The organism is Brevibacterium sp. OS20 (assembly GCF_056837565.1).
The window spans coordinates 1128269-1145243 of the sequence record NZ_CM166367.1 but is presented as its reverse complement, the minus strand read 5'-3'; the positions used below and the strand labels follow the sequence as shown (position 1 = coordinate 1145243).

The following is a 16975-nucleotide window of genomic DNA, read 5'->3' as shown; positions in this document are numbered from 1 at the left end:
TGCCCCGACTGTTAGTCGCAGTCGGAGCACATGACTGACCGAACTCAATGACTCGGCGCCGCCTCATCGATGACTTCAGCCGAACGCTGCGCAGCGGCGAGCTTCGCAAGATGGTCGACGTCCTCCTGCACGTTGTTGTTGCGTCCCATGATCAGACCGATCAACGTGAGAGTCACGGCTCCGGCCAAATACACGGCCACCCAGACCCAGGTTCCGGTGTTGTCGAGCAGCAGCGTGAACATCATCGGAGCGATCGCCCCGCCGAGCACACCGGCGATGGTGTATGCCAGTGACGAACCTGTGTACCTCAGTCGAGGTGTGAACTGCTCGACGACGAACGCCGCCTGCGGCCCGTACATGAGCGAGTGGAAGAACAGTCCGACGGGGATGCCGACGTACATCCAGGTGGCGTCTCCTGCTTCGAGCTTGGTGAAGAAAACGAAGGTCCACGCCACTGCGCCCACCGCAGCGACACCATAGACAAGACGCCGGTTGATGATGTCTGAGAGGTAGCCGGCCAGCGGGATGCAGATGACCTGGAAAGCTGAGCCGAGCATGACCGCGCCCAACACCGTGGTCCGGTCGAGGTCGAGCACAATCGTGCCGTAGGCGAGGGTGAAGACTGTGAAGAGTGCGTAGGTGACATCGGGCCCGATGCGGGCGAGGATCGCCGAGAACAGCGGGCGCGACTCGGTCTGCAGAAGTTCTGTGATCGGCTTCTCGGGACGCTCACCCGACTGTTCGACTGCCTTGAATACCGGGGTGTCTTCGAGCTTGAGACGGATCCACAGACCGAAGAGCACGAGCACCGCCGACACGAGGAACGCCACACGCCAGCCCCAAGCGAAGAACTGCTCTTCGCTGAGGGCGAGAGTCAGACCCGCAAAGGCACCATTGGCCATGAGGTTGCCGGCCGGAGGTCCGATCTGAGCAGCTGACGACCAGAAGCCGCGATAGCGCGGATCTCCGTATTCGCTAGACAGGAGGACAGCGCCGCCCCATTCACCGCCGACACCGATGCCCTGAGCGAAACGCAGGAGCACCAGTAAGAGCGGAGCCCACAGGGAGATGCTCTGGTAGGTCGGAAGGATGCCGATGAGACATGTCGAGACTCCGATGAGCACAAGAGTCCAGACCAGGACTTTCTTTCGACCGACTTTGTCGCCGAGGCGGCCGAAGACGATTCCGCCCAACGGCCGAGAGACGTAGCCGACTGCATAGGTCGAGAAGGCCAACAGCACGCCGACCATCGGGTCGCCCGAAGGGAAGAAGAGCACGGGGAAGACGATGGCCGCCGCTGCCGAATAGATGGCGAAGTCGTACCACTCGAGCGTGGTGCCGCTCAGGCTGGCGGCGAATGCCTTGATGAGATCCTTCCGCGCCACCGGCGGACGGGTTGTTGATGCACTCTGCATAGCAATCCTTTTCATCTGTCTGGACAATGCTCGCCTGCGACTCTGCGGCAAGAACTGTGATTGCGCTAACAGTATACAGGCTGTATACAATGAGACAACATCACGTGAAACCTCATCGACGACAAGGAAGAACACACGATGCTTACCTTCGAACTCCCGGACAAGACCACCGTTGACGTACACGTCGACAGGCTTCTCAACGCGGGCTATGCCGGTCGAAACCAAGAAGCGGTTCAGCATCACATTGACGAGTTGGCCGCTCTCGGAGTACCTGGCCCCAGCCAGGTGCCCGCCCTATACCCCGTGTCTCCTTACCTTGCTCAACAGGCTGAGACCGTGACGGTCCAGCACGGAAAATCTTCTGGAGAGGCGGAATGGGCGCTGGTCGTATCGGACCGCGGCGTACTCATCACCGCAGCCAGCGATCAGACCGATCGCGACCTCGAAGTGTATGGAGTGGCATGGAGCAAGAATGCTGCACCGAACATTCTGGCCAAGCGTGCATGGGTCTATGAGGAAATTGCCGATCACATCGACGAGATCCGCATCGAGTCCTTCGTCACTGATGCGGGTGGCGTCGAATCACAGCTTCAGGATGGAAGCTTTGCCGATCTGCTGCCTCCGAGCTATTGGCTTGACGAACTCAAGGCCAAGGAGGTCGCGCAGCCGGGCACCGTCCTCATCTCTGGCACCATCCCCATGGCTGAAGGTGTTGACCAGTTCGCCTCACTCTGGCGAGTGCGCCTGTTCGACCCGCGCACCGAGGACAGCATCGAAATGTCCTACACCGTGGAAAAGATGCCTGAGCCGGTCGGGTGAAGTGAACCGTGAAGTCTCCTTCCCGCTCTCACGTGACCTTGGGTCGGCGCGAGAACTCCGACCTCGCGGGGGACGGAATGCTCGAGCTGACGCCGGAAGCCTTCGCGCCGTTCGGCAGGGTGATGGATTTCCACGCCCAGCAGGTGCCCGGTTCGTCAGCATTCCTGTCAGCAGCGACCTCGTTCTTCCGTGCTTCCCTTTTCGAACCAGGCGCCGACGGAACGACCGATCTGCTGTGGGTTTCTTACGACCGCGCAGAGCCACCGGAGGATTTCGAAGCGCATCTGCTCACGGAGCAGGCGCTCATTCCGATCACCGGTACGATCGTCCAGCACTTGTTCCGAGACGATGTCGACGACGGAACGGTCAATCGGTTTCTTGTCCGCCCGGGGCAGGGAATCGTCATGTCTCCAGGCAGCTTTCACACGACGACGTCCGTCGATGGCGAAGCGCTGTGTCTGATGGTCAGCCGAGTGAGCACCACCGACGATCTCAGCCGCAGCCTGCAGACGGGTTGCCAAGCAAGTGAGACCGTCTTCGCTCCGCCTCCCGGCTGAGAGGGTCTCGCCTAACAGGCACTTCGGCCACGAGAAAGCCCCTCCCGCACCAGAGTCTGTCCTGGTGGGAGGGGCTGTTGCCGAGCCGCCTGCGGGAATCGAACCCGCGACCTATTCATTACGAGTGAATCGCTCTGCCGACTGAGCTAAGGCGGCAACCGAACCAACTTTAGCCAACTTCTCTGCCAGCGGTCAAAACGACGATCACCCTCCAGGGCGGTTCCGGCAGAGAGCTTCGTCACCCCCTCGCCGGACGGCGACAACCGACCACCTGGCCCGCCCCTGAGCGGGTGCCGCCGGGCCGCGACCGGGCACCAGTTAACCTTGAAAGAACAGTTGGCTGACAAGCGAGAAGGTGAGACATCCATGGCAGAGTTCGACTCCGACGATTTCATGAGTGATTTCCAGGCGCTCATCGAATGCGAGTCGTTCTCCAACGACCTCTCTTCCCTGGCCCGCAGTGCACGGCTCGTCTCGCGAATCGGCACCGGAATGCTCGGTGCCGCACCTCAGATCGTCGAGACCGACGGCCACCCGCATGTGCTGTGGCGTTTCGGCACCGGACCGCGCAAAGTCGTGCTCATCGGCCACCACGACACCGTCTGGCCGACGGGAACGCTCGCTGATTTTCCGTATTCGGTCAAGGACGGAGTTGTTCGCGGACCCGGCGCCGATGACATGAAGGGCGGACTGCTCATCGCAATCTACGCGTTGGCGAAGGTCCGCGCCGAACTCGGCCATCTCGATGGCGTCAGCCTCCTCATCACTGCCGATGAAGAACTCGGTTCCCCTGGCTCCCGGCAGATCATCGAAAACGAAGCGCGCGGAGCGAAGGCCGCCCTCGTGTTCGAAAGCGGTGCCGCCGACGGTGCCGTCAAGATCGCTCGCAAAGGCGTGGCGATCTACCAGCTCGAAGTCACCGGTCTGGCATCGCATGCCGGAGTAGAACCGGAGAAGGGCATCAACGCCACCATCGAAGTGGCCAACCAGGTCATCGAGATCGCTGCACTGCACAAACCCTCTGTCGGGACCTCTGTAGTCCCGACCGTGATGACCAGCGGATCGACCACAAACACCGTACCGGCCAAAGCCGTCGTCGGCATCGACTCCAGGGCAGCCTCGGCGGATGAACAGGTGCGCATCGATGAGGCTCTGCGCGCCCTGACGCCCAGCGTGGCCGGTGCGAAGATCGAACTCAAAGGCGGAATCAACCGCGCCCCGCTCGAAGAGGACATGGCGATGGGCCTGTATGCCCGTGCCCAACGACTGGCAGGACGACTCGGGCATCCCCCGCTGCGGTCAGTCGCAGTCGGCGGCGGGTCGGACGGCAACTTCACCGCCGGAGTCGGGACGCCGACCCTCGACGGCCTCGGCACCGTCGGCGGAGGTTCCCACGCCCGGACCGAACACGCTCTGCAGATCTGGATTCCCCGCCGCATCGAACTCACCGCAGCACTCGTAGCAGAACTCCTCGGCGACGACTGAGCGTCTTCGGCCATTCCCCCGGCGCGCCCAACCGTCGGCGATCAGAGTGCGCCCGTGCGGTCCTCTTGCAGCCAGGGGTTCGACAGCAGCACGAAGGCTGCTTCGACGATGAGCACGGGCGACATGTTCGTCTGCAGGCGCTGCCGGGCCTCGGTGATCGCATCGATGCGCAGCAAAGTGGTGTCGGGGCCGTCCCGGTTCGCCTGTTCGGCGATGAGATCGACTTCGCCGGCGTTGATCCACCCGTCTCGGATCCCCAGCTGGTACATGAGGATGTCACGGTAGAGGCTCATGAGCTCGAGGAAGATCCGGTCGAGCTCATCGTTGCGGGCCCGCACCGAACGGCGCTTCTGCTCTTCCTCGAGCTTTCTGATCTGCGCTCTGGCCGAGGGCGGAATCGTCTTCTCCCCTTCGACCCCCAATGTGGTCAGAAGCTGAGTCCGCTCGGCGGCATTGCGCTCTTCGACTCGTGACTTCGCGGTCTCTGCCGCTGCGTCGACGATGCGACCGGCCAAACGTATCGTCGCCCCCACCGAGGTGAGCTTGCCGGGGATGGCGAGGATCTGTTTGCGTTCGGCGTCGGCCGACTCGTTGAGCGCCAGGTATTTCGCGCGCCCGATGTGGTTCTGAGCCACGGCCGCAGCCCAATGGGCACGATCCTCCGAGACACTATCACGCTGAATCAACAGCTGTGCCACGGCCTCCCGAGAAGGAATACGCAGGCGTACCGGGCGACACCGCGATCGGATGGTGGTCAGCACATCGATCGGGCTCGGTGCACACAGCAGCCACACAGTTCCCGGAGGAGGTTCTTCGATGGCTTTGAGCAGCACGTTCGCCGTCCGCTCCATCATCCGATCGGCATCTTCGATGATGACGACACGCCACTTCGAGTTCACCGGCGACGACTGAGCCTTGGATACGAGTTCGCGGACCTCTTCGATCGAGATGACCGACTTCTGCGTCGACATGATCGTCAGCGACTCGTGATGTCCCGACAGCACCCTGGCGGTCACGTCGTTCGATTCGGTGCCACCGGAGATCAGGGCCGCTGCGAAGGCCCGAGCCGCATTGGATCGCCCTGAGCCGGGAGGACCGGTGAACAGCCACGCATGGGTCATCGCCGCCGGGTTGTCCAGGGCATAGCCGAGCTGGGTGACGACGTCATCCTGGCCGACGAGTTCGTCGAAGACGCTCACTTCAGGAATCCTCCGGGTTGGTGAAGCGGCGGTTGCTGCGTTCCCGCTGCCTGCGCAGACGTTCCCGAGCCTGCCGTTCGATCTCGGCTTGCGCCTGCAGCCGTTCACGACTCATCTCCCGTGCACTGCGGACCGGCAGCACCGTGGTCTCCGCATCCCCGGCATCGGCCGAGTCCTCGAATGCGCCACCCGCACCTGCCTCGGCACTCGAATCGGCCCGGTGAACCACGCGGGTTTCGGCGTCTTCGGGATCGACACGGTTGACGATGCGGGTTTCCGCGTCTTCATCCGTGGCGATTCGGTCCGTCGGCACACCATCGGCATCGTCGCTGTCATCGATGATCGCGTCGGAGTTGGTTCCATGGGTCGGCAGCACCGTGGTGGCATCATCCTCGTCGGATCGGCGCGCACCCTTCTGCTCGAGGAACGACGGGAGCTCCTCCTCGTCGTTCTCCGAATCCCGGTCCGCGGCCTCACCGGCGACCCCCGGAGCACTGGTAGCACCGGATGGTTCCTCACTCGCCGAGGCGGTCGGATCTTCTCGCAGATCCGCTCCGAGGTCGACGCGTTTGGTGGGAACAGCACCCGAGATCTCGGCCTCGGCGTCGGTGACCGCAGAGGGAACGAAGCGATCGCCGGAGGCGGGGACGAAACGCGGTCCGCGTTCGTGCATCTCGTCTTCGTCGCGCGTATCGCGTTCGTCGGTGTCGTCCGCATCGGTGTCATCCTCGGCGGAGCCATCTGCCGTATCCCGGCTGTCGACAGAGTCGTCTGCAGTCTCAGGTGCACCGTCCACTTCTGCGGAGGAGTCGGGAGAGGATGTTTCGTCTTTGTCGTCGTCAGGCACGGTTCCGGCGGCCACGGCAGCGATCGGCACGGAGCTGCGTTCCGGGCCGCTGTCGGGCTCAGCATTCGATGTTGAGGCGGGGGCAGCCTCGGTGCCGGTGTCGCGCTTGACCAGGGTCTGCGGAAGCCGAGCGCGGATGGCCGCGAGGATCTGCTCGGTGAGTTCATCGGCGTCGACCGAAGCGTCGAGGACGACATACCGGTCGAGTTCCTTGTGTGCGCGGGACAGGTAGGTCTGGCGCACGCGCTGGTGGAACTGCTGGTTCTCGTCGTCGAGGTAGTTGCTGTCGCCGCGCTTGCCCATCCGCTCGGCCGCGACCTCGGGTTCGATGTCGAGGACGATCGTCAGGTTCGGTACGAGCCCCTGGGTGGCCCACCGACTCAGCGCGAGGATCGTCTTCTCGTCGAAGCTGCGACCGGCTGCCTGGTAGGCGATCGTCGAATCGATGTACCGGTCGGTGATGACGATGTTTCCGGCGTCGAGGCTGGGGTCGACCAGGGATGCCACATGGTGGGCACGGTCAGCGGCGAAGAGCAGGGCTTCGGTGCGCGAGCTCGGCGGGTCGGAGTCGAAGAGAACAGAACGGATCTTCGTGCCCAGTTCGGTGCCGCCGGGTTCGCGAGTGGCCTCCACGTGATAGCCGTCATCGGCCAGAGCCGCGGAGATGCGTTTGATCTGTGTGGTCTTGCCGGAACCATCTCCGCCTTCGATGGCGATGAAGAATCCGGCGCCGAGGCGTTCGGCCGAGTTCCCGAGTCCGCCGGCCGCAGTCTCCGGCTGGCTGGGCGGGCGGAATCCGTGGACGATGTCGACGGACAGCCCCTGCAGTCTGTGCGGGTCGAAGGTGAAGAGTCCGATGACTCCGGCGACCAGGGCGGCGATGCCGAAGATGAGGAACGCGACGTCGCTGGGAGCCAGGATCCAGTCAGGACTTGAACCGACTTCGACCGTGCCGCCGAGATCGAGGGCGTTGATCACCAAGGCCAGACCGGCGCCCGCGACGGCACCGTAGCGACGGGAGAAGTCATAGGGCTGAGCGCGCACGCCGATGCCGACGAGGAACGCGATCGCGGCCGAGAGCACGACCTTGCCGGAGAGTTCGTTGATGGCGCCGGTGGCGAGCAGCAGCACACCGGAGACGAGCAGAGCGAAAGTGGACACACGCGGACGGGACATTCCGGGGGCGAAGGTCGGCCCCATCTCGAATCCGACGGCCCACCCGACGAGGCAGCAGGCGATGATGAGCGCGAAACCGGCCTGACCATAGCCGTGGCCGATCGCCGTCGGCTGGGCAAGCATGAAGGTCGCGCCGAGGACGGCGAAGAGGCCGATGCACACCCACGGATTCGCGATCGCCTCGGCGGGGCGGGCGACCCGGGCCTTGAGTTCGGGGAACTGCCCGGTCGTCGCAGACTCTGCGTGCAGGGCACGTTCGGGGGTGAGGAAGATGATGACGGAACCGGCGGCCATGCCGATGCCCACCAGCAGGGACACCCAGCCGAGCGCTTGAGTTCCCGCTGCAGAGCCGCCGAGGATCTGGAAGGCACAGGAGACGAAGACGAGGACGGCCGCGGGAATGCCGACACGGCGCCACGGCTTCTCGTGCCTGAAGGGGTTGATGCTCATGAGCAGACCGACCACGGCGCCGAGGAACAGGGCCGCGACCCAGGTCAACCAGGCGCTGGGAGCCAGGCTGAGGACGACGAGAAGTGCGGCTTCGACGATCGCTGAGATGCTCAGAGCTGTCTTGCGCACCGCCGGCGGTCGGGAGGCGAAGACCTTTGCGGGAATGAAGAGACCTGCGCAGGAGAGGGCGAAGACGATGAGCAGCGACAGACTGCCCATCTGATTGTCGAATCCTCCGGCGCTGAGAGACTCTCCCATGGCGGTGTAGGCGCGTCCGCCCACCGTCGCGACGAGTCCGCTGGTTCCTGCCACGACGTAGCTGATCGCGACAAGAACGATCAGGGCACCCCAGGCGGCGGTCTCGGTGACCAGGCGGCCGGGGGCTCCGGGCAGTCGGTGTCCTGTAGTCGTCAACATGCTCACAGCCCTACACTATCTGGCCGAACTGACATATCTCTTGGAAACGTGTGCGATCTGCGACAACCCGAACCCGACCGGGGCCTGCCGATCCTCTACCCTTGAACTCGTGCACACAGACTCACTGGCGATGACCACGGTGGCGGCGGAAGGCTTAGGCCCCGTGGAGGAACTCGCATTCGCCCGCGTCCTCCTCGATTCGGTCAAGGCCGGACGCCGCGGAGCGACTCTGCGGATGTACCGACCGGCCCCGACCTTGGCGTTCGGTGCCAGGGATCGTTTCCTGCCCGGCTTCGCCGCCGCCATCGAAGCGGCCCGGGATCACGGTTTCACGCCTGCCCTGCGCAGCCTCGGCGGGCGCGCGGCCGCATACCATCCGGGTTCGCTGGTCATCGATCACATCGAACCGAGTGATTCATTCATCACGAACACCAACGCACGGTTCACCGGTTTCGGCCAGGATTATGTCGAGGTGCTGCGCGGGCTGGGCATCGATGCCCGCCTCGGCGAGATTCCCGGCGAATATTGTCCCGGTGAACACAGCGTCAACGTGGCCGGGCGGATCAAGGCGATCGGCACCGCCCAGCGCGTGGTCTCCGGTGCCTGGCTGTTCTCGTCGTCCGTCGTCGTCGAGGACCCGGATCCGATCCGCGCGGTACTCACCGATGTCGAAGCCGCCCTCGGAATCGACTGGGATCCGTCCACGGGCGGATCGATCAGCGAGGTCCATCCGGAGGTGACGATCGATTCCGTCGCCGAGGCGTTCGCCGCCTACTATGCCGACGCGAATCCGGATTCGCCCCTGTCCCCCACCGCCGAGGAGCTGGCCGAGGTGGCCGCCCACGCGGACAAGCACCGGCTGTGAGGTCGGCGAAAGCTGTGGTCGGCACAGGCCGGGACAGCGCGCGAACCGCGGAGACTGAATTCCTTTGACCGAATGACTTTGGGAGCACACACCATGACCGTCACCATTCGTGAAGCAGAACGCTCTGATCTGCCCGAGATCCTGCGGCTCGTCCGCGCGCTGGCCGTCTACGAGAAGGAACCGGATGCGGTCGAGGCCACCGAGGCGGATTTCGCGGCAGTGATGTTCCCCGACGGTGGTCATGCGAACACGTTCGGTCTCGTGGCCGAGTCGGGCGGCGAGGTCATCGGCATCGCGATCTGGTTCCATTCGTTCTCGACCTGGACGGGCAGGAACGGCATCTGGCTCGAAGACCTCTTCGTCTTGCCCGAACATCGCGGCTCGGGAGCCGGAAAGGCGCTGCTCGGCCGGCTGGCGCAGATCTGCCAGGAGCGCGGACTGACGCGGCTCGAATGGTGCGTGCTCAAATGGAACACCCCGTCCATCGGGTTCTACGAATCGCTGGGTGCGAAGCCGCAGGACGAGTGGGAGACCTACCGACTCGACGGCCAGGCGCTCACGGACTTCGCAGATTCGTCGCGCGACTGACCTCGTCCCTGAGGCACTGCTGTCCACGTCCCAGAAGCACTGGAGTACGTGGCCGGCGCCGGCAAACGGCGATTGTTGGGTCGATCCACGGTGTTTTCGACGTCGGAAACACCGTGGATCGACCCAACAATCACGGGCCACGGGGTGTCACAGGCGACGGGAGAAGAAACGACTTTCGCCACCTGCCGGACCATCAGGCAGGTGGCGAAAGCAGTGACAGGTGAACGCCGCGGGCTCGGCGGACGTCGACTCAGGGAGTCTTCGGCTTGGCCGTGCTCGTCTTCTTCGCAGCCGTAGTTCTCGCCGCCGTGGACTTCGACGCAGTCGACTTGGAAGCCGTCGTCTTCTTCGCAGTCGACTTCTTGGCGGGGGCCTTCTTTGCCGGAGCTTTCTTCTTCGCCGGCCCCTTCGCGCGCTTCTCGGCGAGCAGAGTCGCGGCGCGTTCGAGCGTCACGGCTTCGACGGAGTCGTCCTTGCGCAGGGTCGCATTCGTCTCACCGTCGGTGACATACGGTCCGAAGCGACCGTCCTTGACGACGACGGGCTTCTTCGTCTCCGGGTCCTCGCCGAGTTCCTTCAGCGGAGCCGCGGCCCGACGACCGCCGCGCTGCTTCGGCTCGGAGTAGATCTTCAGCGCCTCTTCGAGGGTGATGTTGAAGATCTGCTCCTCATCGGTCAGGGAGCGGGAGTCGGTTCCCTTCTTCAGGTACGGTCCGTATCGGCCGTTCTGCGCGGTGATGTCCGTGCCCTCTTCGTCCTGTCCGACCACGCGCGGCAGGCTGAGCAGCTTGAGCGCGGTCTCGAGGTCGATCGAGTTCAGATCCATCGACTTGAACAGGGAACCTGTGCGCGGCTTCGGCTTCTTCGCGCCGCGCTTCGGCTTCTCCTCGGGTTCGGGCAGCACCTCGGAGACATAGGGTCCGAAACGACCGTTCTTCGCCACGATGGTGTGTCCGGTCTCCGGGTCGACGCCGAGCTCGCGGTCGCCGTCGCCTTGGGATTCGATGAGTTCGGCAGCCTTCGCCGCTGTCAGCTCATCGGGTGCCAGATCGTCGGGGACGGAGACCCGCTTCGGGTCCTCTCCGTCCTTCTCCGAGGCGACTTCGAGGTAGGGACCGTAGCGGCCCACGCGCAGGTTCACACCTTGGCTGATGGCGACGGTGTTGACCTCGCGGGCATCGATATCGCCGAGGTCGTCGACGATGGCTTTGAGTCCTTCACGATCCTGGGTCTTGTCACCGAAGTAGAATCCGGCCAACCAGTCGTTGCGATCCTCCTCGCCCATCGCGATCCGGTCGAGTTCGGATTCGAGGTCAGCGGTGAACGCATAGTCGACCAGACCGGTGAAGTGCTCTTCGAGCAGGCGGACGACAGAGAACGCCAACCAGCTGGGTACCAATGCGTTGCCGCGAGTGGTCACATAGCCGCGGTCCTGGATGACGGAGATCGTCGCAGCATAGGTCGAGGGTCGGCCGATGCCGAGCTCTTCGAGCTGCTTGACCAGACTGGCTTCGGTGAAGCGCGGCGGCGGAGCGGTGGTGTGGCCGTCGGCTTCGGCCTTGACGACCGACAGCGATTGGCCCTCTTCGACCTGCGGCAGCCGCGATTCTCCGGACTTCGTGTCGTAGCGGGACGCGTCCTGGCCCTCTTCATAGGCGGCAAGGAACCCGCGGAAGGTGATGACGGTGCCGCTGGCGCTGAAACCGGCTTCGTGGCCGTCGGCGAGAGCAGCGCTGACCTTGATCGTCGCGGTCTTGCCCTTCGCGTCGGCCATCTGGCTGGCGACGGTGCGCTTCCAGATGAGGTCGTAGAGACGGAACTCGTCGCCGTTGAGCTGCTTGGACACCTGTGCCGGGGTGCGGAAGGAGTCACCGGCGGGACGGATCGCCTCGTGGGCCTCCTGCGCCGATTTCTGCTTGCTCGCGTATTGGCGCGGCGACTGCGGAACGAATTCGGGACCGTAGAGTTCGGTCACCTGCTTGCGGGCGGCAGCGATGGCCTGACCCGACAGCGCCGAGGAGTCGGTACGCATATAGGTGATGTAGCCGTGCTCGTACAGCGACTGAGCGGTGCGCATGGTCTGACGAGCGCTCATGCGCAGTTTGCGTCCGGCTTCCTGCTGCAGGGTCGAGGTCGTGAAGGGTGCGGCCGGGCGCCGGGAGTACGGCTTCGACTCCACCGCGGTCACCGTCAGCGCATCCTTGGCGCTGCCGTTCAGCTCCGTGGCCAACGACTCCGCTCGCGCCTGGTCGACGATCGTCGCCGAGGTGTTCTTCAGCTCGCCCTTGTCGTTGAAGTCACGGCCGCTGGCCACCCGCGATCCGTCGAGTGTGGTGAGATTCGCAGCGAACGGGTTCGTCCCGTCCGGCAGACCGAGATCGATATCGAGGTCCCAGTAGTCAGCGGGCACGAAGGCCATGCGTTCGCGTTCGCGTTCGACGACGAGGCGGGTGGCCACGGACTGCACACGTCCGGCCGAGAGCCCGGCACGGATCTTGCGCCACAGCACGGGTGAGACCTCGTAGCCGTAGAGACGGTCGAGGATGCGGCGGGTCTCCTGCGCGTCGACGAGCGAGGAATCGATATCGCGGGTGTTCTCCAGGGCCCGTTCGATCGCCTCAGGCGTGATCTCGTGGAAGACCATGCGCTTGACCGGAATCTTCGGTTTGAGGACTTCGAGCAGATGCCAGGCGATGGCCTCTCCCTCGCGGTCCTCATCCGTTGCCAGATAGAGTTCGTCGGCGTCCTTGAGCAGACGCTTGAGTTCGGTGACCTTCTTCTTCTTGCCCGGATCGATCCGATAATAGGGATCGAAGTTGTTGTCGACGTCGACAGCGAACTTTCCGTACGGCCCCTTCTTCATATCGGCGGGCAGCTCCGAAGGGGTGGGCAGGTCGCGGATATGACCGACGGAGGCCTCGACGTCATAACCGTCGCCGAGGTATCCCACAATCGTTCGCGCCTTCGTCGGAGACTCGACGATGACGAGGCGACGGGGCTTCTTCTCGGTTGTGGTCACGCTTTCACATTCCTCTCACGGCATCAGCTGCCCGCTGCAACGGACGATCCGGCCCAATGTAACACTGTTGAACGGACACGTTCCTCATCGGCACTTGCGGCCCGGATGCTGCCCGGACCTCGTCCGATCTCGGCTCGGACACGGGGTCAACGGTTTCCGATCCTATCCCTATTCCGCCGACGTCCCAGTCGTCGAGGTCCCGATCGAACCGCCGTCGGGCAGCAGTGCACCCGCCGCGCACAGGGCTCTGACCTGCGCCACGAGCTGATCTTCCAGAGCCGTGGGATCGACCTCGAGAAGCTGGGCCAAGGCCCCGGCCGTCTGTCGCAGGGTCAGCGTCCCATCCGCGACGGACACGAATCCGGCCAGTGCCGTGTCGAGGTCGAAGACCTGCCCGAAGCCGATCCCCTGTTCCAAGGTGATCGAGTTGGGTTCCGGCTCCCCGGGAAGGAAATGGCGATGTTCGACGAGGTCCGGAGAGCGTGTGAAAGCAGTCGCGGCGATCTCCTCCGGTCCGGCCGCTGCCAGCCACGACCGGATCGCGATGATCGTGGTGAGGAACTCTGCGAGTCCGTGCGGATTGTTCGCCGGCGCCGAGGTGACTCTGACCCGGGTCTTGAACACTCCCTCGGCCGTCCCCGACGGTCCGCGGTCGACGTCCGAGGTGACGTCGCCGATCGCGGGATCTTCGAAACCAATCGTTGGCACATCGTTATCGGACTTCGCGATCAGCACGTACCCGAAGACGACTTCGTCCACAGCTCTGGTGGCGAAGTCGTCGAGCCATGCGGCGACTGCGTCGTTCCAGGCGGTGCTGGCGCGAGGGATCCCGCTGTCGCGGATCCAGGTCTCGGCGTAGGCGATGGGGTCCAGGACTTCGCGTTCGATGACGAACACTGACGTGTCGTCATCGCTGACCCAGGACTCCGGTCCTTCGTCCTTCCCCGAGGCGGCTTCCCAGTTTCCGAGGCAGACGCTGCGTCCGCCCGGGGTGAGGTTCTCAGGGATCCGGGTGAAGAGCTCCCGAACGAGTCGGTCCCCAGTCATTCCGCCGTCCCGGTATTCGAAGGTGGTGTCCGTGCTGCGCGGGGTGATCACGAACGGCGGATTCGACACGAGCAGATCCACGGGTTCCTGCAATGGTTCGAGAAGCGAGCCGTGCCGGAATTCGATCGTCGTCACACCGTTGAGTCCGGCCGAGAGTTCGGCCAGACGCAGGGCCCGGTGGGAGATGTCGGTGGCGATGACTCGGTCGCTGTGGCGGGTCAGCAGCAGAGCTTGGATTCCGCAGCCGGTGCCGATGTCGGCGGCTACCCCGACGTGGTCGCGCGGGGTGATCGACACCAGTGTCCGGCCGGCTCCGCCGAGTCCGAGTACGAACTCGCCGTCGAGGACATCCGGTGTGGTCAGGGTCCCGTGGTCGGCCACGAGGTAGAGGTTCTCGTCCCCGGGACGGAAGCCGCGGGGAACACCCACGGGAAGTTCATAGGGGGTCAGGGCGAAGGGGGCGGTCACCTCGTCGTCGTCCACGGTGATCAGCCCCGCCTCGGCGGCGGTGTCGAAGGACTCCCCCAGCAGGGCGCGGACCTGGGCGACCGGGACTGTGCGGTGGAAGTGGAAGAGCAGCGCCGCGCTGGCCATGGCACGGTCGGCGGCCGTCGACGACTGGTCCGCCAGCGTCCGGGCGCAGTGGTGGATGGCGGGTGCGGCGTTGTTGCGCAGCAGCGCCTCCGAGGTCGGACCACCCCAGAACTGGCGCAGCCGTGGTTCGGTGTATCCGGAACGGTAGAGGGTCTCGCCCAGGTGGGCCAACGGCAGATCAGTCACAGAAGAATCCTAGCGACTGCGCCATAATTGACTCATGGCCTCCTCTGCTCTTCTCGACATCGTCACCGGTTTCGGTGCCCGGGATGAGCGGATCGTCCATGTCCGCGATATCCCGCAGCGTTTCGAACGGGATGCCGAGTGGCCGGACTGGATCGACGAGGAACTCAAGCACGCATGTCATTCCATCGGCGTCGACGCTCTGTGGCAGCACCAGCTCGAGGCGGCGCAGACGGCCAGGGACGGTTCCGACGTCGTCATCGCCACCCCCACCGCGTCGGGCAAGTCGTTGGGATTCTGGCTGCCGGTGCTCGAAGCGATCCAATCGACTCGCGGGAAGCTGCGCACCGCCTCGGCGATCTACATCGCTCCGACAAAGGCTCTGGCCGCCGATCAGCTGGCCAAACTCGAACGATTCGTCATCCAGGGCATGCGTCCCGCCAGCTACGACGGGGACACCTCACAGGTCTCGAAGGACTGGGCGAGACGGCATGCGAACATCATCTTCACCAACCCGGACATGCTCCACCGCAGCATTCTGCCCCAGCACGAACGCTTCGCCCGGATGTTCAAAAACCTGCGCTTCATAGTCATCGATGAAGCCCACCGCTACCGTGGAGTGTTCGGGTCCCACGTCGCACTCATCCTCCGCCGCCTGCTGCGCATCGCCGCCTACTACGGGGCTGCCCCGGTCGTCATCGGAGCCTCGGCGACGATGGCGGACCCGGACGCAGCCTTTGCGAAGCTGACCGGGCGGCCCGCAAACGCGGTGACCGAGGATTCTTCACCCCGGGCAGCAGGCAGCTTCGCACTGTGGGAGCCTCCTGTGTCACCGGGCGGGGACCGGCGCAGCGGCCTCGTCGAGGCCGCCGATGTCATCACCGATTCCATGTGCGCCGGATATCGATCGATCACGTTCATCGCCTCCCGCCGAGGCACCGAAGCCCTGGCGCAGACGGTCCGTGACCAGGTGGGTGAGGTGGACGAGACCCTGACCGGCAAGGTCGCGGCATACCGGGGCGGGTATCTGGCCGAAGAGCGCAGGATGCTCGAGACGGCTCTGCGTTCGGGTCAGCTGCTGGCCGTGGCGTCGACGAATGCTCTGGAGCTGGGCATCGACATCTCCGGACTCGACCTGGTCATCATCTCCGGCTGGCCGGGGACCTTGGCGTCCCTATGGCAGCAGGCGGGACGCGCGGGCCGAGCCGGGCAACGGTGGATGGCTGTGTTCATCGCCCGCGATGATCCGCTCGATACCTTCGTCGTCCACCACCCCGAAGTCATCTTCGACTCCCCCGTCGACGCCGGCGTCATCCATCCGGGCAATCCGCACGTGCTTTCCGGTCACCTGTGTGCGGCCGCCGCCGAGGTGCCTCTGAAGGCGGCCGATCTCGTGCACTTCCCGGACGATTCGTCCGAGGTCATCGACGATCTCGTGGAGCGGAAGATGCTGCGAGCACGGCCGACCGGATGGTTCTGGGCAAAAGACCAACCGGCGACCGACCTGTCCGATATCCGCGGTTCCGGCGGCGGACAATTCAGCCTGGTCGAAGCGAGCACCGGCACTCTGCTGGGCACGGTCGACGAATCGGGTGCACATACGGGAGCCCATCCGGGCGCGGTGTACACGCATCAGGGCATCGACTTCACCGTCCTCGATCTCGACCTCGAGGACCGGATCGTCGCCGTCGAACGTGCCGAGGTCGACTACACGACTCAGCCGCGCTCGCAGACGGAGATCTCGATCGTCGACACCGATGCGCAGCGGGTTCTGCCCTCCGGGGTGGCTGTGTGCAGCGGCACCGTCGACGTCAAGGATCAGGTCGTCGCCTACCGGATGCGGGCCAAGCGAGGTGGAGCGATCATCGCCGAACACGAGCTCGACCTGCCGGAGCGCACGCTGCGGACGAAGGCCGTGTGGTGGACGATTCCGCAGAGCGTCCTCGACGAGGCCGAAGTCGTCTCCGGAGACCTGCCCGGAGCCGTCCATGCCGCCGAGCATGCTTCGATCGGTCTGCTGCCGCTCTTCGCCGGCTGCGACCGGTGGGATATCGGCGGAGTGTCGACGGCTCTGCATGCCGACACCGGACTGGCGACAGTGTTCGTCTATGACGGTCTGGCCGGTGGTGCCGGTTTCGCCGAACGCGGCAGCGAGGTCATCGAAGAATGGTTGGGTGCGACAAGGGATGCCATCGCCGCATGTGAGTGCATCGACGGCTGCCCGTCGTGTGTGCAGTCGCCGAAGTGCGGCAACGGCAACGAACCGTTGGAGAAGGACGCTGCGCTGAGGCTGCTGCGCACCGTGCTCAGGTAG

The 16975-nt window shown here is 64.5% G+C and carries 11 protein-coding genes and 1 tRNA gene; 6 read left to right on the top strand and 6 right to left on the bottom strand.

Annotated elements, in window-relative coordinates; genetic code table 11:
* Positions 1-44: 44 nt before the first annotated feature.
* Positions 45-1415, bottom strand: a complete 1371-nt coding sequence (locus ACVZTU_RS04925; protein WP_248283968.1) for an MFS transporter — start codon at positions 1413-1415, stop codon at positions 45-47.
* Between the two features lie 138 nt (positions 1416-1553).
* Here ACVZTU_RS04925 and ACVZTU_RS04920 point away from each other — a divergent pair, with 138 nt between their 5' ends.
* Positions 1554-2234 carry a DUF2848 domain-containing protein gene (locus ACVZTU_RS04920; protein WP_139468692.1) on the top strand — a complete coding sequence of 227 codons (681 nt, stop codon included), beginning with the start codon at positions 1554-1556 and terminating at the stop codon, positions 2232-2234.
* A gap of 8 nt (positions 2235-2242) precedes the next feature.
* Entirely contained in the window at positions 2243-2791 is a 549-nt protein-coding gene (locus ACVZTU_RS04915; protein WP_139468693.1) for an ureidoglycolate lyase, read from the top strand.
* 83 nt (positions 2792-2874) lie between these two features.
* On the opposite strand, the gene ACVZTU_RS04910 is transcribed toward ACVZTU_RS04915, so the two are convergent.
* Positions 2875-2947 (bottom strand) — tRNA-Thr (locus ACVZTU_RS04910).
* 210 nt (positions 2948-3157) lie between these two features.
* On the opposite strand from ACVZTU_RS04910, the gene ACVZTU_RS04905 reads away from it, so the two are divergent.
* Positions 3158-4276, top strand: coding sequence for a M20/M25/M40 family metallo-hydrolase (locus tag ACVZTU_RS04905; protein ID WP_482401528.1), 1119 nt, complete (start codon positions 3158-3160; stop codon positions 4274-4276).
* Between the two features lie 41 nt (positions 4277-4317).
* Here the strand turns inward: ACVZTU_RS04905 and ACVZTU_RS04900 are convergent, their stop codons facing one another.
* Entirely contained in the window at positions 4318-5475 is a 1158-nt protein-coding gene (locus tag ACVZTU_RS04900) for a DNA polymerase III subunit delta' (RefSeq protein ID WP_139468695.1), read from the bottom strand.
* 1 nt (position 5476) lies between these two features.
* Positions 5477-8365 carry a dTMP kinase gene (gene tmk, locus ACVZTU_RS04895; protein WP_139468750.1) on the bottom strand — a complete coding sequence of 963 codons (2889 nt, stop codon included), beginning with the start codon at positions 8363-8365 and terminating at the stop codon, positions 5477-5479.
* Positions 8366-8474: 109 nt separating this feature from the next.
* On the opposite strand from tmk, the gene ACVZTU_RS04890 reads away from it, so the two are divergent.
* Together ACVZTU_RS04890 and ACVZTU_RS04885 are read left to right on the top strand one after the other, a co-directional pair.
* On the top strand, positions 8475-9230 hold the full coding sequence (locus ACVZTU_RS04890; protein WP_248283969.1) for a lipoate--protein ligase family protein: 756 nt from the start codon (positions 8475-8477) through the stop codon (positions 9228-9230).
* Between the two features lie 93 nt (positions 9231-9323).
* Positions 9324-9818, top strand: a complete 495-nt coding sequence (locus ACVZTU_RS04885; RefSeq protein WP_139468696.1) for a GNAT family N-acetyltransferase — start codon at positions 9324-9326, stop codon at positions 9816-9818.
* Between the two features lie 250 nt (positions 9819-10068).
* On the opposite strand, the gene topA is transcribed toward ACVZTU_RS04885, so the two are convergent.
* Together topA and ACVZTU_RS04875 are read right to left on the bottom strand one after the other, a co-directional pair.
* On the bottom strand, positions 10069-12837 hold the full coding sequence (gene topA, locus ACVZTU_RS04880; protein ID WP_482401527.1) for a type I DNA topoisomerase: 2769 nt from the start codon (positions 12835-12837) through the stop codon (positions 10069-10071).
* Between the two features lie 168 nt (positions 12838-13005).
* Positions 13006-14664 (bottom strand): DUF7059 domain-containing protein, encoded by a 1659-nt coding sequence (locus ACVZTU_RS04875; RefSeq protein WP_248283970.1) that lies wholly within the window; start codon positions 14662-14664, stop codon positions 13006-13008.
* 34 nt (positions 14665-14698) lie between these two features.
* Here ACVZTU_RS04875 and ACVZTU_RS04870 point away from each other — a divergent pair, with 34 nt between their 5' ends.
* Positions 14699-16975, top strand: coding sequence for a DEAD/DEAH box helicase (locus ACVZTU_RS04870; protein ID WP_482401526.1), 2277 nt, complete (start codon positions 14699-14701; stop codon positions 16973-16975).